The 20,206-nt window shown below is 57.6% G+C and carries 16 protein-coding genes and 4 pseudogenes; 12 read left to right on the plus strand and 8 right to left on the minus strand.

Features of this window, described 5'->3' with window-relative positions:
- Positions 1-171: 171 nt before the first annotated feature.
- The 9 genes and pseudogenes from AB9N64_RS03415 to AB9N64_RS03455 all read left to right on the plus strand — a co-directional run.
- Positions 172-1,899, plus strand: coding sequence for a hydrogenase maturation protein (locus AB9N64_RS03415; RefSeq protein WP_371359961.1), 1,728 nt, complete (start codon positions 172-174; stop codon positions 1,897-1,899).
- A 142-nt stretch (positions 1,900-2,041) separates the two neighbouring features.
- Positions 2,042-2,651 (plus strand): annotated as a pseudogene (locus tag AB9N64_RS03420) (dTMP kinase).
- Between the two features lie 319 nt (positions 2,652-2,970).
- On the plus strand, positions 2,971-3,219 hold the full coding sequence (locus AB9N64_RS03425; RefSeq protein ID WP_014718439.1) for a CsbD family protein: 249 nt from the start codon (positions 2,971-2,973) through the stop codon (positions 3,217-3,219).
- Between the two features lie 490 nt (positions 3,220-3,709).
- Positions 3,710-5,077 carry an epoxide hydrolase family protein gene (locus AB9N64_RS03430; protein ID WP_288856694.1) on the plus strand — a complete coding sequence of 456 codons (1,368 nt, stop codon included), beginning with the start codon at positions 3,710-3,712 and terminating at the stop codon, positions 5,075-5,077.
- Positions 5,078-5,139: 62 nt separating this feature from the next.
- Positions 5,140-6,213, plus strand: a complete 1,074-nt coding sequence (locus AB9N64_RS03435) for an alpha/beta fold hydrolase (RefSeq protein ID WP_288856695.1) — start codon at positions 5,140-5,142, stop codon at positions 6,211-6,213.
- Positions 6,214-6,237: 24 nt separating this feature from the next.
- On the plus strand, positions 6,238-6,747 hold the full coding sequence (locus tag AB9N64_RS03440) for a cytochrome P460 family protein (protein WP_288856697.1): 510 nt from the start codon (positions 6,238-6,240) through the stop codon (positions 6,745-6,747).
- 25 nt (positions 6,748-6,772) lie between these two features.
- Complete coding sequence (locus tag AB9N64_RS03445) at positions 6,773-7,549, plus strand: alpha/beta fold hydrolase (RefSeq protein WP_288856698.1); 777 nt, start codon at positions 6,773-6,775, stop codon at positions 7,547-7,549.
- Between the two features lie 12 nt (positions 7,550-7,561).
- Positions 7,562-7,639 (plus strand): annotated as a pseudogene (locus tag AB9N64_RS03450) (creatininase family protein); the annotation flags it as partial.
- A gap of 74 nt (positions 7,640-7,713) precedes the next feature.
- Positions 7,714-7,890 (plus strand): annotated as a pseudogene (locus tag AB9N64_RS03455) (aldehyde dehydrogenase family protein); the annotation flags it as partial.
- A gap of 99 nt (positions 7,891-7,989) precedes the next feature.
- Here AB9N64_RS03455 and AB9N64_RS03460 read toward each other — a convergent pair.
- A complete protein-coding gene (locus tag AB9N64_RS03460; protein WP_014718445.1) occupies positions 7,990-9,201 on the minus strand; it encodes a cytochrome c biogenesis protein DipZ in 1,212 nt (403 codons plus the stop codon).
- Between the two features lie 30 nt (positions 9,202-9,231).
- Complete coding sequence (locus tag AB9N64_RS03465) at positions 9,232-9,492, minus strand: DUF2790 domain-containing protein (protein WP_014718446.1); 261 nt, start codon at positions 9,490-9,492, stop codon at positions 9,232-9,234.
- Positions 9,493-9,796: 304 nt separating this feature from the next.
- Here AB9N64_RS03465 and AB9N64_RS03470 point away from each other — a divergent pair, with 304 nt between their 5' ends.
- Positions 9,797-10,537 (plus strand): response regulator, encoded by a 741-nt coding sequence (locus AB9N64_RS03470; protein ID WP_014718447.1) that lies wholly within the window; start codon positions 9,797-9,799, stop codon positions 10,535-10,537.
- Entirely contained in the window at positions 10,534-11,841 is a 1,308-nt protein-coding gene (locus AB9N64_RS03475) for a HAMP domain-containing sensor histidine kinase (protein ID WP_102666198.1), read from the plus strand. Before AB9N64_RS03470 ends, AB9N64_RS03475 begins: the two co-directional genes overlap by 4 nt.
- A gap of 431 nt (positions 11,842-12,272) precedes the next feature.
- Here AB9N64_RS03475 and AB9N64_RS03480 read toward each other — a convergent pair whose 3' ends face one another.
- The 4 genes and pseudogenes from AB9N64_RS03480 to AB9N64_RS03495 all read right to left on the minus strand — a co-directional run.
- On the minus strand, positions 12,273-12,854 hold the full coding sequence (locus AB9N64_RS03480; RefSeq protein WP_201915053.1) for a hypothetical protein: 582 nt from the start codon (positions 12,852-12,854) through the stop codon (positions 12,273-12,275).
- 162 nt (positions 12,855-13,016) lie between these two features.
- The gene (locus AB9N64_RS03485) at positions 13,017-14,867 is read right to left on the minus strand and encodes a hypothetical protein (RefSeq protein ID WP_371359963.1); all 1,851 of its coding nucleotides are present in this window, start codon (positions 14,865-14,867) and stop codon (positions 13,017-13,019) included.
- A 51-nt stretch (positions 14,868-14,918) separates the two neighbouring features.
- The gene (locus AB9N64_RS03490) at positions 14,919-15,782 is read right to left on the minus strand and encodes a methyl-accepting chemotaxis protein (protein WP_370694803.1); all 864 of its coding nucleotides are present in this window, start codon (positions 15,780-15,782) and stop codon (positions 14,919-14,921) included.
- Positions 15,783-15,824: 42 nt separating this feature from the next.
- Positions 15,825-16,532 (minus strand): annotated as a pseudogene (locus tag AB9N64_RS03495) (MCP four helix bundle domain-containing protein); the annotation flags it as partial.
- A gap of 157 nt (positions 16,533-16,689) precedes the next feature.
- Here AB9N64_RS03495 and AB9N64_RS03500 point away from each other — a divergent pair.
- Complete coding sequence (locus tag AB9N64_RS03500; RefSeq protein ID WP_014718460.1) at positions 16,690-17,901, plus strand: multidrug effflux MFS transporter; 1,212 nt, start codon at positions 16,690-16,692, stop codon at positions 17,899-17,901.
- Positions 17,902-17,997: 96 nt separating this feature from the next.
- Here the strand turns inward: AB9N64_RS03500 and xerC are convergent, their stop codons facing one another.
- A complete protein-coding gene (gene xerC, locus AB9N64_RS03505; RefSeq protein WP_371359964.1) occupies positions 17,998-18,912 on the minus strand; it encodes a tyrosine recombinase XerC in 915 nt (304 codons plus the stop codon).
- A gap of 108 nt (positions 18,913-19,020) precedes the next feature.
- Positions 19,021-19,833: a M949_RS01915 family surface polysaccharide biosynthesis protein gene (locus AB9N64_RS03510; protein WP_032902545.1), complete on the minus strand. Its 813-nt coding sequence runs from the start codon at positions 19,831-19,833 to the stop codon at positions 19,021-19,023.
- Positions 19,834-20,206: the final 373 nt, after the last annotated feature.

Genomic DNA, 20,206 nt, shown 5'->3' on the forward strand with positions numbered 1-20,206 from the left:
GTTCATTTGATGAGTAGGTTGCGCGGTGATTCAGAAAAAATAAGCCGCTTTCATCTATTGATCTCGATCAGGTGGGGAGGCTGGCTCGCTCTATAACCTTGGGCGCTTATCGATGGCCAGGGACGGCTCAACGGGCTGCTCTGGTCGCATATTTTCAAGGAAGAGTCAGCCATGCGATCACTGAAGATCCTGTTGTTATCATCGGCATTCAACGGTTTAACCCAACGGGCCTGGCTGGATCTGCGCCAAGCGGGTCACGACCCCAGCGTTGTGGTGTTCACCGATCAAGCCACGGTATGCCAGCAGGTCGAGGCGTCTGGCGCCGACCTGGTGATCTGCCCATTTTTGAAGGACCGTGTGCCGCATCAACTGTGGAGCCATCCGCAGCGCCCGGTGGTGATCATCCATCCGGGCATCGTCGGCGACCGTGGCGCCAGTGCGCTGGACTGGGCCATCACCCAGCAGGCCCGCCGTTGGGGCGTCACCGCCTTGCAAGCGGTGGAGGAAATGGACGCCGGGCCAATCTGGTCCACCTGTGAGTTCGACATGCCCGCCCAGGTGCGCAAATCCGAGCTGTACAACGGCCTGGTGAGCGACGCCGCGATGGTTTGCATCCGTGATGTAGTGGCGAAATTCGCCAAAGGCTTCGTCCCGACACCGCTCGATTACACCCAACCCAGCGTCATCGGACGCTTGCAGCCGAACATGACCCAGGCCGACCGCACCTTCAGTTGGTTCGATTGCGCAGGCTTTATCAAGCGCAGCATCGACGCTGCCGATGGCCAGCCCGGCGTGTTGGCCAGCCTGTTGGGCGGGCAATATTACCTCTACGACGCGCACTTGGACGCTCGCCAGGGCACCCCGGGAGAAATCCTCGCAGTGCAGGACGATGCCGTGCTGGTAGCGGCTGGAGATCACAGCCTGTGGATCGGCTCGCTCAAACCCAAAGGCCCAGAGACCTTCAAGCGACCGGCACGGCACGTTCTGGCTGAGCAGTTGGCCGGGGTGCCGGTGCTGGACAGTTCAATCGCCTGCCAGGCGTTCAACGAGCGGGTCTATCAACCCATTCGCTACCAAGAGTTCGGCCACATCGGCGAACTGACGTTCGAGTTCTACAACGGCGCCATGAGCACCGAACAATGCCAGCGGCTGGTCGCAGCGTTGCGCTGGGCCAAGGCGCGAGATACCCAAGTGTTGCTGATCAAGGGCGGGCGCGGCAGCTTTTCCAATGGGGTGCACCTAAACGTCATCCAGGCCGACGACGTGCCTGGGCTGGAAGCCTGGGCCAACATTCAAGCCATCGACGATGTGTGCCTGGAGCTGCTCACTGCCAGGCAACTGGTGATCAGCGGCCTGACCGGCAGCGCAGGCGCAGGCGGTGTGATGCTGGCGCTGGCCGCCGACATTGTATTGGCCCGCGAAGGTGTGGTGCTCAACCCGCACTACAAGACCATGGGACTCTACGGCTCCGAATACTGGACCTACAGCCTGCCACGGGCCGTGGGCAGCGAAATCGCGCATAAGCTTACCGAAGAATGCCTGCCCATCAGCGCCATCCAGGCCCAGCAGTACGGCATGGTTCAGGCCATCGGCCCGCGTTGCCCACAAGCATTTGGCTTGTGGCTTTTGCAACAGGCCGACAGTGCGTTGACCGATGATAAGTACCTTCATGCACGCACACGTAAAGCCACGCTGGATACTCAGCAAGTTGAACGCTGTCGCGAGCAGGAACTGGCACAGATGCGATTCGACATGGTGGGAAATCGCCAGCAGTTTGCCGAGAAATGCCGCAACTTCGTGTTTAAACGCAAAACCTGCCAGACCCCGCAGCGGTTGATTGCGCCGTGGGCGTTGAGCTACGAGGCTGGCGTGCCGCAAAGCCGGATGCTGAATGACTGACCGTCGACGCGGGGAGGGCGCGGCGGCCAGCCCAGCCTCGCGTTGGGCGATAGGGTTCCCCATAATGAAGTCCAATTTGCCCAAACGCTCAAACTAGAGGCCCCATGGAACTGTACAACCTTAACGATGACGCAGCGCTCGTATGACTCGGGCGCTGTTTATTTCGTTGGATGGGCCCAAGGGTACCGGCAAAACCACGCTGTTGGAGGCCGTTACGACAGCGTTGAGGGCCGACAATAAAAAGGTCGTCCGACTGTGCGAGCGCAAGAGCGATCCCTATCGAGCGCAAACGATGGCGCTGGTTAACAAATTCGCCAGAGACCCCAGCCGGGATCTGGAACTTGAGGTGTGTGAGCGCTTTGCTGACAGCCGCAGCTGGATTACCCAGCACGTACTGGCCGCACAGCCACCTGACAGCATCATCCTGATGGATCGCTGGTACCCGTCTGATGCTGCGTTTCGTCGATTGATACCCTTTGCAGACATTCTTGAGCTGAACATTGATCGACAGGTGCAAGTGCCGGATCTGCATGTGGGGGGTTGTCACCGCGGCGCAAATATCCTGGGCACGGGCGGCAGCACGACGGCGCGGGCTGAGCAGTACGGTGATGTTTAAGCTGGAGGAGCAAGTTGTGTGTACCGAGGCGTTTGAACGAGCGGCGGTGGGGCAGGGGTGGGTGATCTGTCGCAATGAAGGAACGATTGAGGAGGCGATGAGGCGGGTGGTTTCGCAGATATATAAAGTCCTTTGATCGAATTCAAGATGAAGAGCGCAAAGGCAACGAGAGTTAGCGGCGCTTGAGCAAAACATAGAAGCGTTGAAACGCCAGGGTGGTGACGCCGCCATTATTGACTGCGAGGGACGCCCGTGCGTGCGCACGCGAGAGGTCCCGGGCGAAAACCCTTATCACGATGCCGCTACAGGGAAGAAGACTTATCGGTTGATCTGGACTAAGTGAGGCTCATCAACTTTGAACTAATCAATAAGCCTGTCCACCTAACGCTTTGCACGTTGCCTCAAACCCAGGTTTTTCCTGGGTTACCCAATCACACACGAAGGTTTGGTTAATCATGAAGAGCGAACAGGTAGAAGGCGTTGTAGAAAAGGTTGCCGGCAAAGCGCAGAGCGCAGTCGGGAAGCTTTTTGGTGATTCGAAGTTGGAAGCTGAGGGCGCTGGACGCCAGGCTGCGGGTCAACTGACGCAAACCTATGGTGACGCACTGGACAGCGTTTCTACATTCGTCAAAGAAAAACCGGTTGCGGCACTGGCAATCGGGGCTGTTGCTCTACTGGTGCTGAAGAGATTGCTTGGTCGCTGAACAGCAGTAGCTTCAATAAGATTGCTAACGCGGTAGAAACGATGGTGAACGCTAACCAGAATCAGGGGCAAATTTCTGCAGTTTCTTGCAGGCGTGGAAGGGCGTGAAGTGGAGCGGGGGAACTGCCTGTTCCTTGGGTAGCCAAGTCATGCTGCCTGGCAATCGACGCGGTCTCTATGCCCTTTGCCGAGCTTGATGGGCTGAAAAGCCCTTATGTTTTCCAGGTCCCAGAAAAGCCAATGCCCCGACAAGTCGGGGCATTGGCTTTTTTATGAGCGAGTGGTCGGTTTGTATCGTTTTGTATCTGCGCTTTGGATAGATACACAGCGATTCCTTTAAGTCGGTTGATGACACATACGGGATACCCGCGGGGCTTTAAATGAACCCATCGAGAAGGCGCAAACCTTTTCCAATGGATGACTCATTTAACTCGCGGTTATCCCTGCGCGTTTCGCGACGTTGTCGACCAATGACTTATAGGAAATTCAAAATGCCTGCAGCTACGTTCGGTTTCACCTGGCGCCATTGTCTGGCTTCTTCCGTGAGAATGGGCGCTTTGGGGTTGGCCCTGATAGCCGGCAGCGGTGCTGCCTGGGCTGCTGGCCCGGCCGTCGATGCGTCAGGTGCCAGCTCGGCCTCGACCCATCCCGAATCGATTAGACCTTATCGAATTCACGTCGATGAAGCTCAATTGGCCGATCTGAAAAAGCGCATTGCGGCGACCCGCTGGCCGGACAAAGAGACCGTCAACGACGTTTCCCAAGGCGTGCAGTTGGCCCAGGTCCAGGCGCTGGTGAAGTATTGGGGCAGCGGCTATGACTGGCGCAAGGCCGAAGCGAAGCTCAATGCGCTGCCTGAATTCATCACGACTATCGACGGCGTGGACATTCAATTCATCCATGTTCGCTCGCCAAACCCCAACGCGATGCCGCTGCTTCTGACACACGGATGGCCTGGCTCACAGTTTGAGTTCTTGAAGACTATCGGCCCGCTGACGGATCCCGTTGCTTACGGCGGTAAGGTTGAAGATTCGTTCGACGTGATCATTCCATCGATTCCAGGACACGGTTTTTCCGGTAAGCCAACTGAATTGGGCTGGGGGCCGGATCGAGTCGCGAAGGCTTGGGATGTGCTCATCAAGCGTCTGGGTTATACCCACTATGTTTCCCAGGGCGGAGATCACGGTTCGGTCATATCGGATGCATTGGGCCGCCTGAATCCGCCGGGGCTGTTGGGCATTCACTTGAACATGCCGGCCACCATCCCGCCCGAATTGGTCAAGCCGATCAATAGTGGTGACCCGGCCCCTGACGGGCTCACTGAGCCTGAACGCAAAGCGTTTGATTCCTTGAGCACCTTCTTCGGCCGCAATGCAGCATACGGCGCGATGATGGTTACGCGCCCGCAGACTATCGGTTACCTGCTGGCCGATTCGCCTACCGGAACTGCGGCGTGGATGTACGAAAAAATCGCCGCGTGGACGGACAGTGATGGCCAGCCTGAACGGGTATTGACCCGTGACGAGATGCTGGACGATATCAGCCTGTACTGGCTGACGAACGCAGGCGCATCGTCATCGCGTTTCTACTGGGAAAACAACAACAACAATTTCAGCGCTGCCGCGCAGAACACCGCAAGCATCAAGGTGCCGGTGGCGATCACGGTCTTCCCGCACGAGATCTATCAGGCGCCAAAAAGCTGGGCGCAACGCGCTTACCCATCACTTTCCTACTACAACCAGGTTAACAAGGGCGGCCACTTCGCTTCCTGGGAGCAACCTCAATTGTTCAGCGAAGAGTTGCGGGAGGCCTTCCGGCCGCTGCGCGCCAAGCTGAGCGCAACGAAGACAGGCCAGTAGCTCACACGTAATCGAGCCAACACACCGGGCCGCTATTCGGCGGCTCGCTACGGAGAAATACCATGGAGATGACCTTGCTGAACAATCAAAATAAATCCAGCCGCCTGCGGGGTCTTGCCCCATCGCTGTTGGCAGCAGCAGTGCTGCAATTCGCGGCGGTGGCTGTCGGTTTTTCCCAAGCCAACGCGGCTGATGTACCCGCGTCCACCATTGGGGCGATCAACCCGGGAGCTCACACCTCTCTCGGTGCACTTAAGCATGTGAAAGCGGGGTTGCTGAACGTTTCTTACGCGGAACTCGGCCCAGCCGATGGCCCTGTGGTCATTTTGTTGCACGGCTGGCCCTACGATATCAACGCATACGCTGATGTCGCTCCTGCTTTGGCGGGCAAGGGATATCGAGTGTTGATCCCTTCTGCGCGTGGTTATGGCGATACGCATTTTCTCTCGGCCAAGACCATTCGCAATGGTCAACCTGCTGCGCTGGCGACCGACCTGATCGACTTCATGGACGCGCTGAAGATCAAGACCGCGGTGCTGGGTGGGTTTGACTGGGGCGCCCGCACTGCGGATATCGTTGCCGCACTGTGGCCGGAAAGAGTGAAAGCCCTGGTCGCTGTGAGCGGTTACCTGATAGGCAGCCAAGAGGCGGGCAAGGCGCCATTGCCGCCAGCCGCCGAGCTGCAGTGGTGGTACCAGTTCTACTTCGCGACCGAGCGCGGGCGCCTGGGCTACGAAAAAAACACCCATGACTTCGCCAAGCTCATCTGGAAGCTGGCGTCGCCACAGTGGAATTTCGACGACGCCACTTATGAGCGCAGCGCGGCGTCCTTGCAAAACCCTGATCACGTGGCCGTGTCGATTTTCAACTATCGCTGGCGCCTGGGGTTGGTCAAGGGCGAGGCCAGATACGACGCGCTGGAGAAGAAACTCGCGGCATTTCCATCCATCAGTGTGCCCACCATCACCCTGGAAGGTGATGCGAACGGCGCACCGCACCCACCTGCCGAAGCGTACGCCAAGCGCTTCACTGGCAAGTATGAGTACCGATTGATCACCGGTGGTGTAGGCCACAACTTGCCGCAGGAAGCGCCGAAAGCCTTCGCCCAGGCGGTGATCGACGCCGATCATCTTTGAAAACCGGCTGAGAGGATGGCGATGATGAAGCTGAAATTTCTGGCCGCGATGTCGGCTGCCATTGCAATCGCAGCGTTGAGCGCTGCCGGTGTGGCCTCGGGCGACGCCAGTAATGGCGACGCCTCACCAATCTATGGCGTGAAATTGCCGGAAAACTACCGCCTATGGCCGCTGATTGCGCCGGCGCAGGAAGCGGCCCCCTTGAACGAACTGCGAGCCGTGCTGGGCAATGACTTGGCCATCAAGGCTTATCAGGATTCAACGCTGCCATTCCCTGATGGCACGGTGCTGGTAAAGCTGGCCTGGAAACATGTGCAGTCCCCGGAATTCGAGCCGGCGTCCATCCCGGGTTCGGCCACGACCGTGCAGGTGATGGTCAAGGACTCGAAAAAATATGCAGCAACCGGTGGTTGGGGATTCGGGCGGTTTATCAACGGTAAACCGGCCGATGAAGCCCAACACCAAACCTGCTTCGCCTGTCACCAGGCGCGAGTGCGTAATCACGATTTTGTCTTCACTCGCTTCGCTCCCTGATTTCCCGTCAAACCTGGAGTCAACAATGAAAAAAGTAGTAACCGCACTGGCCGTCGCCGTCAGCCTGAGCATGGCGACACACGCCAGGTCGCAAACTGAAAAACCCACGATTGTGCTCGTACATGGCGCCTTTGCCGATGCGTCGAGTTGGAATGGGGTCGTGAAGATTCTCGAGAAGGACGGTTATCCAGTGGTTGCCGCTGCCAACCCATTGCGCAGTGTAAAGAGCGATGGTTCGGCAATCTCGGCATTGTTGACGAGCATTCATTCGCCGGTGGTGCTGGTCGGCCACTCCTATGGCGGCAACGTTATCAGTGATGCGGCCTACGATCATGCAAACGTCAAAGCCCTGGTTTACGTCAGTGCGTTTGCACCTGAGGCCGGGGAAACCGTCGCCGGGCTGGCCGGCAAATTCCCGGGCAGTACGCTGGGCCCAACGCTGGCTGCGCCTGTACCGCTGGCCGATGGGGGCAAGGACTTGTACATCCAGCAGGACAAGTTTCACAACCAGTTCGCCGCTGACGTCCCCGCTAAAGAGGCGGCATTGATGGCCGCCACCCAACGCCCGGTAACGGAAGCGGCGCTCAACGAAGCGTCCGGCAGCCCTGCCTGGAAGCATATACCGTCCTGGTACATCTACGGCGACAAGGACAAGAACATTCCCCCGCAAGCCATGGCATTCATGGCCAAGCGCGCCGCTGCCAAAGCCGTGGAAGTGGTCAAGGGCGCTTCACATGTGGTGATGGTTTCGAACCCGGAACCGGTTGCCCGCCTCATCGAAAAAGCCGCCACGGCGAAATAACACGCCAAGGGCGAAGCGGCGTTTTCAGCGCTCTACGCCGAGGCGAGTTTTGCACGTCGCCCGGCGGGTTTCGTTTTCAAGTTGTGCAACGCTGAAACGCGGGAGAGGGGGATTCGACGCGGCCAACGCCTGGGCATACCGGGCGTTGTGCTTATCGCGGGCAACCGGACCGTGCCCAACACCTGGCGGCCCAGCTGCAGGCCGGCTCGGTGTTGATCAACAGAATTTCGCCAGAGTTGCTGGCGCCGTTCGGCGGGGTAAAGCAGTCCGGTGTCGGCCGGGAGTTTGGAGTCTTTGGGCTGCAAGCATTTCTTGAGGCCAAAAGCATCGTGTCGGATTAGCCTGGGGTTGGCGGGAGAGGGTGGTCGCGCAACCCAGGCCGCAGGAGAAAAAGCTAATGGCCCACAGCACGTTGCCTGTGGGCCATGGATTTTCAAGGGTTACGCGGCTGGAGCTTTCGCCTCTTGCAGCAGTTGCTGAATCATCTTTTCCTGCGTCTCGTAGCGTCCTTCTCCGAAGTGGGTGAAACGCACTTGCCCTTTGGCGTCGATCAGGTAGTGCGCGGGCCAGTACTGGTTATCGAAGTTGCGCCAGATCGCGTAGTTGTTATCGATGGCTACCGGGTAAGTGATGCCGAGCTTTTTCACCTCATCCCTGACATTGCTGATGATGCGTTCAAAACCGTATTCCGGGGTGTGGACGCCGATTACCACCAAGCCATCCTTCTGGTACTTCTGCGCCCAGTCCTTCACGTACGGCAGGGTATGCTGGCAATTGATGCAGTCGTAAGTCCAGAAATCGACGAGCACCACCTTGCCTCTGAGCGATTCACTGGTCAGTGCGGGCGAATTGAGCCATTCCACCGCGCCAGAAAGCGACGGCATCGGGCCTCGGGCGTTGTCGAGGGTGGGTTCGGCCTTGGCCTTGCTTACCAGGTATTCGACGACTTTGGGGACGCTTTGCAGCACGCCGTTTTCCAGCACGCTGACGCCTTCGGACGACGCCCCGGCCAACAGCGTCTTGTCGGCACCGGTAGAAATCATCAGCGCTGCGGCCAGGACCGCAAAACCGGTGGCGCGCCGCAGCCAACCAGTAACCGGAATCGAGGCCTTCAGGCGATTGACTAAACCACGTCCGGCGAAAATCAGCGTACCCAACGACAGTGCACTGCCCAGGCCGTAGGCCACCAGCAGCAGGCTGGTTTGCGCATTGGCGCCTTGCAGCATGGCGCCGGTAAGGATCACCCCGAGGATAGGCCCGGCGCACGGCGCCCAGAGCAGGCCGGTGGCGACGCCGATCATCAGCGAACCCAGCGGCCCGGACATTTTGCGCGTCTGGGGGTCGAGGCAATTGCCCAGTAACACGAACGGGCTGGCCAGCCAGCCACTGATTCGCGCCGAGATCAGCGACAAGGCAAACAGCGCCATCACCACCAGTGCCACATGACGCCCGGTGTTGTTGGCCTGAATCACCCATTCACTGCTGACCACGGCCAGGCTGGAAACCAGCGCGAAGGTCAGGACCATGCCACCAAGGGTAAGCAGGATCGATGAGCGTGTGCGGTCGATACCCGCGAACAGAAATGGCACGACCGGCAGGATACAAGGGCTGAGGACGGTCAATAAGCCGCCCAGGAATGCGATGAGGAACATAAGGGTCTCCTGATGAAATGTGGGCCGGGCTCAGTTATCGCTGTGGCACTCGGCAAATTTGCGGTAGTTCAGGATCTCGGTCTTGCCCTGCGAATTCAGGTAGGTCAGTTGGGCATCGACAATGCCGCAGGCCGCCCCGGCATCCTGTGTCAATGCCACGACTTTCTGGATGTCCAGATGCGTGCCGTAGGTGTAGGTTTGCGGCGTGACGTCGGCTTCGGCGCGGGCCGAGAAGGTGCAGATATTCAGGGCGGCAAACAGGCAAGTGGCATAGAGGGTATTGGTGTTCATGGTCGTTTCCTCAAGGCTTCAAGGGTTGGGTCGTTCGGTTGAGCCGAGGCGCTAGGGTTGGCCTCGATGTGGCTCATTAGAAGCCCGCGAGGTATCTCGCCTGTGTCAAAAACAGGCGCGGATAAATCGGTTCGTATCAGGACCCCGTCCCGATACACAGCCATACAAAGCCTAGAAAATTGTGGTTTTTGCCTCTGCATGTATCCTTCGCCACAGCAGATACACTGCAATACAAACCGCCGCGGGCGAACGGGCTCAGCCTCTATAGACTGAGCCGCAATTCCCATTGACAGAGGCTTGGCCCATGGAACACGTTGATCACATCCTCATCGTGGACGATGACCGTGAGATTCGAGAGATGGTAGGCAACTACCTGAAGAAGAACGGCCTGCGCACCACCGTGGTTGCGGATGGCCGCCAGATGCGCTCGTTTCTCGAGGCCACGCCGGTAGACCTGATCGTGCTTGACATCATGATGCCCGGCGACGATGGCCTGGTACTCTGCCGCGACATTCGCGCCGGCAAACACAAGGCCACGCCGGTGCTGATGCTGACCGCCCGCAACGACGAAACCGATCGCATCATCGGCTTGGAAATGGGCGCCGACGATTACCTGGTCAAGCCGTTCGCCGCCCGTGAATTGCTGGCACGCATCAACGCTGTGCTGCGCCGTACGCGCATGCTGCCGCCCAACCTGGTCGTTACCGAAACCGGAAGGTGGCTGGGGTTCGGGCGCTGGCGCCTGGACACCTCCGCCCGCCATCTGCTTGATGAAGACGGCACCATGGTCGCCCTCAGCGGCGCTGAATATCGCCTGCTGCGGGTGTTCCTCGACCATCCGCAACGGGTACTCAATCGCGACCAGTTGCTCAACCTGACCCAGGGCCGTGACGCCGACCTGTTCGACCGTTCCATTGATCTGCTGGTCAGCCGCCTGCGCCAACGCCTGCTTGACGATGCGCGCGAGCCGGCTTACATCAAAACCGTACGCAGCGAGGGGTATGTCTTCTCGCTGCCGGTGCAAGTGCTTGGAGCACCGGCATGAAGCCTTCGCTGCATTGGCCTCGTACCCTCATCTCGCGGCTGTCGCTGATCTTTCTGGTAGGGCTGACCCTGGCGCAGGCCTTGTCCTTCGGCGTGCAGTATTACGAGCGTTACGAAACCGCGAAAAACACCATGCTCGGTAACCTGGAAACCGATGTATCGACGTCCATTGCCATCCTTGACCGCTTGCCCGCCGAGGAACGCATGAGTTGGTTGAAACAACTGGATCGACGCAATTACCGCTATTTGCTCGACGAAGGCTCGCCAGGCGTCGCTCTGCGTGACACGCCGATTGCAGTGACCTCGATCAAGGAGGCCATCGGCAAGGATTACCCGATGACCGTGACAGACATTCCCGGACCTATCAAACATTTCCAGGTCCATCTGAAACTGGCCGACGGCAGCCCGGTGACCATCGACGTGCGCCCCTCGATGGTGCCGTTGTCGCCGTGGCTGCCGGTGGTTTTGCTGGGCCAGTTGGCCTTGATGATTCTATGCACGTGGCTGGCCGTTCGCATTGCCATAAGCCCGCTGACCCGCCTGGCCCAGGCCGTGGAAAACCTCGATCCCAACACTCACCCGGTGCATCTGGATGAACAAGGCCCGACCGAAGTCGCACACGCTGCCATCGCCTTCAATGCCATGCAGGCGCGCATCGCGGCCTATCTGAGAGAACGCATGCAACTGCTGGCGGCGATTTCCCACGACCTGCAAACCCCCATCACGCGCATGAAGCTGCGTGCCGAATTGATGGACGACTGCGGTGACAAAGACAAATTGTGGAATGACCTCGGCGAGATGGAACATCTGGTGCGTGAAGGCGTTGCCTATGCCCGCAGCGTGCATGGCGCCACCGAGGAAAGCCGCCGTACCGATCTTGATTCATTCCTCGACAGCCTCGTGTTCGACTACCAGGACATGGGCAAGGACGTGCAGCTCAGCGGCAAAAGCAACGCGGTGATTCACACTCGGCCCCACGCGCTGCGCCGAGTGCTGGTAAACCTCACGGATAACGCGCTCAAATTCGCCGGTGCCGCGCAGCTGCGGGTCGAGCCGGAGGAGGGCGACAGCCTCTCGGTGACCGTGATGGATCGTGGTCCCGGCATTGCCGAAGAGGAGCTGGCCCGTGTGATTGAGCCATTTTACCGCGTGGAAAATTCGCGCAACCGCAGCACCGGCGGCACGGGCCTGGGCCTGGCTATCGCCCAGCAACTGGCACAAGCCCTCGGCGGCACCCTAACCTTGAGAAATCGCGAAGGCGGCGGACTGTGCGCTGAACTGAGATTACCGACGCGCTTCTCGTAGGAGGCGCGAAGCGGCGCTAGTCAACTGTGCTTTGAATCTGGATGTGGAAGAGTTGATCAACGCGAGTTTCATCAAGCGCTTTCGCCAGCGCCCGCGTCAAACCGAGTCGACATCGAGGGCTTCAAGGTACTCGCCGCCAGGCATCATTGAAAGCGCGGTTCCTCAGTCTGAGTTGGACGTACATGAACGGGACAAGCATGGACAACGGCGCCGCGTCACCAGTTTGCACGAACAGCGGTAGTCGTTGACCTGAAGAGAAACGGCATTATGGACATGGCCCGCTGAGAGAGTAGGCGTAAAAAGGAATTCGTCGAATCAGTGACTTACGTGGCTTATGAACATATCTGACATAGCACCTCGTTTAACATAATATACATTATGCGTATCGTCTTCTGCGGAGCTGGGGGCTCTGGGCAGATTTGAAGCTTGGCTCACAGGGGCTCCGCCTCTTGATCAAGATGGGACGGCAATTCAAGCGGCGGCATTCCGTAAAACACGATGAACACATCTTTGCAGCCCAGTTCACGATACCAGTGCACAACGTCCTCAATCAGTTCGTCCAGAACTCCGATCAGAATATCGTTGTAGTCTCCTGGAGCACCGGCTTCATATCGATAACGCGCATTGGTAAAAACTTCACGATCCCTTTCGATCCGATGCTCATGACGATCAAGCCGAATACGTTGCCTGATCGGCTCACGTATGGCATGAAACAAAGTGAGCAAATCGTGCTTATTAGGCCCTTTGTCTATCCGATAAGCCGGAATTTTGTCTGCCGCTTTCAAATACTGATGCGCTGCCTTGATAGCGCCGTTGTCCAGTTCGTAGGTTTCATTGACTTGGCCAAGGTTGCCATTGGGCTTCGATACGAAGCTTTTAAGCAAGATTTCCATACCGATCGCAGCATTGATCTGTGCAACGTCCAGCATGTCATGACCACGTCTAAGATGCTTAGCAGCCTGCAAATAGCGATAAGCACTCTCAACCATCCAAGGCGATAATTTTTCCTTCATTTCTAAAGTCCTTTTCGGTTAAAAAATAAAGTCTACTCTAGTCTTTTTTATTCCGTTCAGCTATAACTATACTAAATGACTATTTAGTATAGTTATATCGCGGGGCTACCAGCAGTTGTAAGGATTTTAGAAGTCGCAGTAGTTAAACAGCACAAATGCTCGTTAATCCTCGAAGCTTGTCAAGCTGCGTTGCACCAAAAATTCGTAAATGAGCCGCGGCCGACCATTCTCTTGACCATTGGCTTTCTTCACAAGTTTTTCACTTTTGTCCCCCGTCCAAAGTCCAATGACGTCTTCCAATAGCCAAGTGCCGAAGCTTTTGCCTAATCCAGCAGCACGTGAAGGAGACAACGACATCGTTTTATTCTGCTTCATAAGGTCAACCATTAGGCTGGCGGATATCACGGGTAAGCAGCGCCAAACCTGCGCTGGGCCTAGCAGTAGTAGAAAGCTAGCGAGTGTCTGCATGGCGATATCATTGAGCTGATCACGCTTGAGTGAATAAACGTGACGTCGATCTGAAATGATTTGCAGCCTTTTGGCTTGAATTAACGTTACTCGTTCAGTCAGACACACGCCCTCGTCCATGGCCTTGAAAATAAGACAGATGTCAGTAGAAAACCTATCATAGTCCACACCTTCTCCGCCCTCCTCTGGCTTCCCGATAATCCTTTGGGAAAGGCTGAAGTCGAATCGCTCGTGCGCATCAAGCTCCTTTGCCGCAAACGCAAGCTGTCTTGACAGTGTTTCAAGGCAATACTTCAAATCCTTGAAAAACTCACCTACGTGTGTTTCTTCACCTGCATGAAGATTATCGAAAATTTCGCCGCCTGCCCTCCTCGCCATATCATTGACGGCGGCCTCGAAGAGTTGTTCGATGCGAGGGTTATCCAACCATGTTCTGGGAACTTGATCGGCGCCAGCGACCGTTCTTGGTGCAATGGGTTGGTAGGAGACAAGCATCAGATCCAATACATCAGGGTTCTCTCGCAGTAGGCTTATACATGCTCGGGCCCTCCGATTGGCCAATGTCGTCTCAGTACCTACAAAAGTGGACAATTCGTCATGGGTCTTTTTATCGGCAAGTTTGATAGCAACAGATAATAACTCGTCTTCTTCGCCAGCCGGCCCCATGACGAACAACGTTTCCAGCGTCGCAGTTGCTAGAGCTTTATCCCCCTCAACAACAGCTGAAACTTCCTCCCGCCATGACGTCTTCATCGCGCTGTTCAGTCCATGAAGATTGTAATGATTTTGGCCTGTCTTTGAGCCTACACCAAACTCAAATAGCAGACTCGCGAGCTTCTCGATCTTCTTGGAAATAGTCACATCGCAGACCACTTGTTCGCGATCCGGTTGCGCTGGCGCGTACCACAGAGCGAATTGCAGCTTTCCGTAAGCACTTGTGCCTGCCCATTGTGCACAAAGCAAAGCGAATTGATGATCTGCGCAGCGATACCCTGCTGCACCAATTGCCCGAAGAACACGGACAGCGCGGGTTTCATCTCCGTTCAACGCCCTCATTTGGTGAATTAGTGTTTCCAAATTGGTATGTCTGCTCTCAATCAAATCAATAAGCTGTTCGAAGATTTTTTTGTCATCAGCGAGGGGTGGAAAATCTTCGATAACGTTACGAAATTGAGTGCAGTGCACCCCCGAATTGTGCCGTGATATATGACCTGTCGCTAATGTTCTTATAGCGTCTTTTAATGTTTCCCAGCGTGCGAGGCCATAATCGACGACGTGTGTTCGAGAAGTGTTGGCGGAATAGCCAATGGATTTTAAAGCGTCGTAAAGACTGGCGTATTTTGCACCGCTCAGACATAGATTCTCCAGCCCCTGCGTTAACGAGTTCTCAAACGCCTGCCAGTTAATTGGAGTCTGGTTGAACGTCATGCGATCTTGAGCGAACTTGATAACTGCTTCGATAGCGGCTTCCACGCTTTGGTAATGGTCCGGAGCCTCTATTGTTTTACGCTCGATAAAGTCAAATCCTTCATCATACAGATTCATTCTATGCCGCTCCTTAGCGTGCTTGACGGAAATTAAATATGATTTGTTAGTTCACAACCTAAACCGATCCACCGACTGCGAAAGCTTCCCCGCCAAACTCGACAATTCATCCGTCGTCGACGCCGTCTCGCCAATCACCCGACTGTTACTTTCCGACATCCCCGCAATTCTCTCCACCTGATGAGCGATCTCATTACTGGCCAGGCTCTGCTCACTAATCGTGCGTGAAATATCGTTGACCAATTCAGTGGTACTCAGCGTAGCCTGGAGGATCTCGCGAATGGCGCGCTCCACCTCGGCAGTCACCGCCATGCCCTTGTCCACTTGGGCAACGCCCTCCTCCATGCTGATCACCGCTTCACGGGTGTTCTGCTGGATACTCCCGACCATGCTGGCTATTTCCTGGGTGGAGGCGCTGGTGCGCCCGGCCAGGCTGCGCACTTCGTCGGCCACGACCGCAAAGCCGCGCCCTTGTTCACCGGCGCGGGCGGCTTCGATGGCGGCGTTCAGGGCCAGCAGGTTGGTCTGGTCGGCAATCCCCTTGATCACCTGGATAATGCTGTAGATCGCCTCGGACTCCTTGTCCAGCGTGCGGATCACTTGGGCTGACTGTTGGGCAGAACGGGCGATGCCATCCATGTCGCTGACCACCTGGTGGATAACCCGGCCGCCGTCCTTGGCCAGGGTTTCAGCCTGGCTGGCCATGTCCAGGGCACGTTGGGCGTGACGGGTGATTTCTTCGATGCTGGCGGTCATTTCGCTCGCGGCGGCGGCCATGGTGCTGGCGGCGACGCTTTGTTGCTGGCTGCTGCCTGCCACTTCATGGCAACCCTGGCTGAGGCGCTCGCTCATGCCATTGACGCCATGGGCGTTGCTGCGAACCACTTCGATCATGCCGCGCAAATCCCGCTGCATCGTCGCCAGGCTGCGAATCAGTGCACTGGCTTCGTCCTGGTTCTTGGGTTCGACAATCGGCTCGCTCAGGTTGCCATGGGCAATGCTCTGGGCAATACGGCTGGCGGTGCGCAACGGCCCCATGATGCTCAGGGTCACCCAACGTCCTTGCGCAAGCAGCAATAGCAGGCTCGCCCCCAATACGATAATCAAGGTCCAGTTAGCGTTACTGATGGTTTGCCGGGTACCGGTGCTGGTGAGTTGGGTATTGTTTTCGATCAGTTCGCTCAACGCCGCCATTTGATCTTCCAGTTGGCTGAACGCGGCATTGAAGGTCTGCAGTTCCCCTCGTGCGGCCTCGGGATTGTCCAGGGCCAGCGCGACGATGCGCTCGCCGGCACTGATGTAGGTGTCCAGGCTGGGTTTGATTTTTTCCAGGCTGGCCTTGATCGAGGCGTCCAACGGCAGCTTGAGATTGTCCGCCAGCACCTCGCGAAAGTGCTCGGCATGCTCCTTGATCGAGCTGTTGACCTCGGCCGGCGTACTGGTGCTTTTGCCCAGCCCGACCAACATCGCCGACAGTACATCCGCACGCAGGGCGTCGTGCATCATGTCGGCTTCCATGTGGTTGCGCAGTACCGTCATGCTGACGTCGTTGTCCTGTACCGCATCGGCCATCCGCGTATTGCCCAGGTAGCCAGCCAGGCTCATGATCAAAGCGGTGAGCAACCCGGTCGCAATCAACAGCACCAAGCGTAATTTGATCGTCATAGTGGTACCCCGTGCCAGGACCGCCGGTTGGGAACCCAACCGTTTCAATGTCGCTGCTAGCTGTATCGGCAGCTGTTGCTTGTTAGTGAAGCCTAAGTTTGCGGATCTGCGCGGTTCCCTTAAGCTGACCGTCCGTTGCTCTACCTGGATCTGCCAAATGCCTCAACGTATCGCCCGTCTCGCCCTGTTGCTGGGCTTGATCACCGCCGTAGGCCCGTTTGCTATCGACATCTATCTGCCGGCGCTGCCGACCCTGGGCGCCAGCCTCCAGGCCTCGCCGGCGGCCGTGCAGATGAGTTTGACGGTGTTCTTCATGATTATCGGCGTGTGCCAGTTGTTCTACGGCCCCCTCAGCGACGTGTTCGGGCGTAAACCACCGATTTATGCGGGTTTGGTGATCTTTGCCATTGGCAGCGTCGGCTGCGCGCTGGCACCGACCATCGAAGTGTTGATTGGTTTTCGTGCAGTGCAGGCGTTCGGTGCTTGTGCGGGCATGGTGATCCCACGGGCGATTGTCCGTGACCTGTATACCGGCCATGAAGCGGCGCGTCTGATGGCTTTGTTGATGCTGGTGATGAGTGTTTCGCCGATCCTCGCGCCGCTGGCCGGTAGCCTGGTGATTTCGATCTGGAGCTGGCGCGAAGTGTTTGCCGTGTTGGCGGTGGTGGCCGTGCTGTGTCTGGTGATGACCGCCGTACAACTGCCAGAAACCCACCCGGCCGAGCGCCGCCTGGGCAAGACACTGGGCCAGGCGTTCGGCAGTTATGGCGCCCTCCTCCGCGACCCGGTCTTTACGGGTTTGTCGGTGGTGTGCGGGTTTGGCCTGGCCACCTTTTTCGTGTTCATCGGCAGCGCGCCCTTCGTGTACATCGAATTTTTTGGCCTGACACCGACCCAGTTCAGCCTGTGCTTTGCGCTCAACGCGGCTTCGTTTTTTGCCATGAGCCAATTGACCGCCCGCCTCAGCGCCCGCTTTGGCCTGGCGCCGCTGATTCGCTGGTCGGTGGTGGGCGTGGCGGCGGTCATGAGCTTGCTGGCGGCTACTACGCTGTGGGGTGACAGCCTGGGCTTGATGATGGGGCTGTTGTTTATCGGTTTTGGCTTTCTTGGCCTGCTATTGCCGGCGGCCGGGGTACTGTCGCTGGAGGATCATGGTGCGGTGGCGGGTTCTGCGTCTGCACTGCTGGGCGCGATCCAGATGGTCACGGCGGCTGTGGCGATGACCTTGGTGGGGATCTTTGCCGACCATACACCGGCGCCGATGTTGATCGGCATTGCGCTGTGTGCGCTTGCCGCGATGCTGACCACCTTGTGGACGTTGCGGCGCTTGCCGGCTCACCTGGTTTCAAGCGTCCCGCCTTCCTCCTGAGCAGAGGAGCAGGCAGATTCAACATTCTGGTTGCCTGTGAGGCCCTCTTCGCAGGCAAGCCAGCTCCCACATTTGAATCGTGGTGTATCCACAAGCCTACAAATCAAATCGATCCACCGCCCGCCGCCGCTCATTGTCGTCACGCACGTCATAGCTGGCGGTGGTCTGGATATTGGTGTGATGCGCCAGTTTCTGCGCAATCGACAAATCATGCTCCTCGATCACCCGCGTGATAAACGAACGACGGAAATCATGGGGCATGATCTTGACCCCCACTTGATCGCCGCGCTGGCGCGCGATGTAGTAAATCGCATGCTTGGTGATGCGTTCCCGGGTGATATGGCTGCCTCGCCGGATACGGTTGAACAAGAAGCTGTCGTCCTGCTCGCCTTCCTTGAGGTGCTCGCGTCGGAACGCCAGCCAGGCCTGCAGCTTGGCAAACGCCCAGTCCGGCGCGTACTTGACCAGCTCTTTGTTGCCCTTGCCGATCACGCGCAAGCTGCGCTCGTCAAAGTTGATCTGTGCCAGGTCCAGGTTCACCGACTCCGACTTGCGCATGCCCGAGCCATATAACAGACCGATCACTGCGGCATCCCGCAGGCCCTGAGGCCGGGGGTCGGCGGCGCAGACGTCGAGCATCTCGCGGATCAAGGTGCGGCGCAGGTTGCGGCCCTGGCCCAGGCGCGTACCGGGTGTGGCCTTGACCGAGCGCATCTTCAACAGGTGGTCCTGGCTGATCAAGCTCATGCGCCACGCTTCATTCATGACCCCGCGCACCGCATTCACATACAGCGACGAAGTGTTCGGCGCTAAGCCGTCCTCGCGCAAGGCAGCCACCAATGCGATGACGTGGTCAGGCTGCAGCAGGTGCCAGTCAATCTCTTCGAGGTTGAGGTCTTCGAAACCCAGGCGGTCGGCGGCATCCTGCAGCACGTAGCGCATGGTCAACTGGCTGGAAGGCGCCAGGCGGGTGAGGTAAAGGGTCAGCGGGTTGCGAATGGACTCGGTCAAGGTAGATCAGCCTTTGGATTAAATACACCGACCAACTATTTGATTACTCGATGTATTTAGTGGGTTGGCGAAGGCCGAGTCTAACCCAGGAGCGGCCTTGGCACAAAATCACGGGGCTGTATCGTCGTCCTCACTGGCTGCCTGGGGTTGGGCCTGGGACTGGCTCCAGTCGGCGTCCTGTTGCTGCATCAGCGCGAACCACTGCTGGCGCATAAAAGCGAGGTAACTGTCCGGCGCCTTGGCAAAGTCCTTCTCGTCGCCATAGCAGCCTGGCAGGGGCAGTTCGGTGCCCTGCTCCTTGTATTGGCTGACCAACGCTTGCTGCGCCACGACGCTGCAGTCAGTAGGCAGTGGCATACCGCGCAAGGCGCCAGCGTCCTCATCCCACCAACTTGCGCCCACGCGGTCGAGGCCGCGCAGACGATACTTCTCGGACTTTCCGGCATGCATGATCAGCTTGAATTCGTTGGGGCTGACATCACTGGTGCAGGCCCGCGAATAACCGACCGTGGCCTGGGTATTGCCGTCGCCCAGCAGGTCGGTGACCTTGGTGGCAGCCCGGTCAAAGCGCAGCCCGGCGTCGAATTCGCAGTGCTGTACATCGTCGTACAGCATCCACACGCGCTTGGGGCGCTCGCCTCCCAGCACGTATTGCGCCGCGTAGACAAAGGCCGACTGGGTACCATCGTCATCGCGCTCACCGACTTGCTCGGCGAGTACCAGCAGGTTTTTGCCTTGGCGGTCATCCCAGGTATAGGCGGCGACCTGCTTGCCGCGCACTTCCACCCCGTCCGGCACCTGGTCCAGTGGGGTCAGCGCGACGCCCTGATCAGCCCGCACGCTGGTGACACAGGCCACCGTCATCAACAATCCCATCAGCGCTGGCCGCAACTGGCCGCGTAAAAGCTGCACGCTATTCATCCGAGTACCCTGGCAAGAGAGGGCTTACTTTACCGGCACTTGAGCGCTAATGCAGAGAAGATTGTTGAAGGGCGAGCATTGGGCTGATCGCCTCGCTCAGATTGAACCAAGCGTCTTGCACGAAGCTCCGATATCGCCCTGTGAGGCCTACATGTAACGCCTTGATTACTTAGCTGAACCCTAGCTGTCTGCCTGTCAAATAAACGAGTTTTTCATCCGCCTTTCATATTCGTTGCACATTTTTGCGCTTAACCTTGTAGGCAACACTTGAGAGCAATCCGTGGATTATCGACTAACCTATTGAAAACGCATCATCTTTAGCCCCGTTTTGTATCCTGCGGGCTGTAGTTTTGCCCAATGAACGCTGCTGTTT

The organism is Pseudomonas sp. KT_2_4, from assembly GCF_041410225.1.
GTDB classification, from domain to species: Bacteria; Pseudomonadota; Gammaproteobacteria; order Pseudomonadales; family Pseudomonadaceae; genus Aquipseudomonas; species Aquipseudomonas paracarnis.

What these genes read in the sequence shown, in the direction of transcription:
- AB9N64_RS03415 (WP_371359961.1), top strand. Translation starts at nt 172, where the DNA reads ATGCGATCACTGAAGATCCTGTTGTTATCATCGGCATTCAACGGTTTA.
- AB9N64_RS03425 (WP_014718439.1), top strand. Translation starts at nt 2,971, where the DNA reads ATGAAGAGCGAACAGGTAGAAGGCGTTGTAGAAAAGGTTGCCGGCAAA.
- AB9N64_RS03430 (WP_288856694.1), top strand. Translation starts at nt 3,710, where the DNA reads ATGCCTGCAGCTACGTTCGGTTTCACCTGGCGCCATTGTCTGGCTTCT.
- AB9N64_RS03435 (WP_288856695.1), top strand. Translation starts at nt 5,140, where the DNA reads ATGGAGATGACCTTGCTGAACAATCAAAATAAATCCAGCCGCCTGCGG.
- AB9N64_RS03440 (WP_288856697.1), top strand. Translation starts at nt 6,238, where the DNA reads ATGAAGCTGAAATTTCTGGCCGCGATGTCGGCTGCCATTGCAATCGCA.
- AB9N64_RS03445 (WP_288856698.1), top strand. Translation starts at nt 6,773, where the DNA reads ATGAAAAAAGTAGTAACCGCACTGGCCGTCGCCGTCAGCCTGAGCATG.
- AB9N64_RS03460 (WP_014718445.1), bottom strand. Translation starts at nt 9,201, where the DNA reads ATGTTCCTCATCGCATTCCTGGGCGGCTTATTGACCGTCCTCAGCCCT.
- AB9N64_RS03465 (WP_014718446.1), bottom strand. Translation starts at nt 9,492, where the DNA reads ATGAACACCAATACCCTCTATGCCACTTGCCTGTTTGCCGCCCTGAAT.
- AB9N64_RS03470 (WP_014718447.1), top strand. Translation starts at nt 9,797, where the DNA reads ATGGAACACGTTGATCACATCCTCATCGTGGACGATGACCGTGAGATT.
- AB9N64_RS03475 (WP_102666198.1), top strand. Translation starts at nt 10,534, where the DNA reads ATGAAGCCTTCGCTGCATTGGCCTCGTACCCTCATCTCGCGGCTGTCG.
- AB9N64_RS03480 (WP_201915053.1), bottom strand. Translation starts at nt 12,854, where the DNA reads ATGAAGGAAAAATTATCGCCTTGGATGGTTGAGAGTGCTTATCGCTAT.
- AB9N64_RS03485 (WP_371359963.1), bottom strand. Translation starts at nt 14,867, where the DNA reads ATGAATCTGTATGATGAAGGATTTGACTTTATCGAGCGTAAAACAATA.
- AB9N64_RS03490 (WP_370694803.1), bottom strand. Translation starts at nt 15,782, where the DNA reads ATGCAGCGGGATTTGCGCGGCATGATCGAAGTGGTTCGCAGCAACGCC.
- AB9N64_RS03500 (WP_014718460.1), top strand. Translation starts at nt 16,690, where the DNA reads ATGCCTCAACGTATCGCCCGTCTCGCCCTGTTGCTGGGCTTGATCACC.
- AB9N64_RS03510 (WP_032902545.1), bottom strand. Translation starts at nt 19,833, where the DNA reads ATGAATAGCGTGCAGCTTTTACGCGGCCAGTTGCGGCCAGCGCTGATG.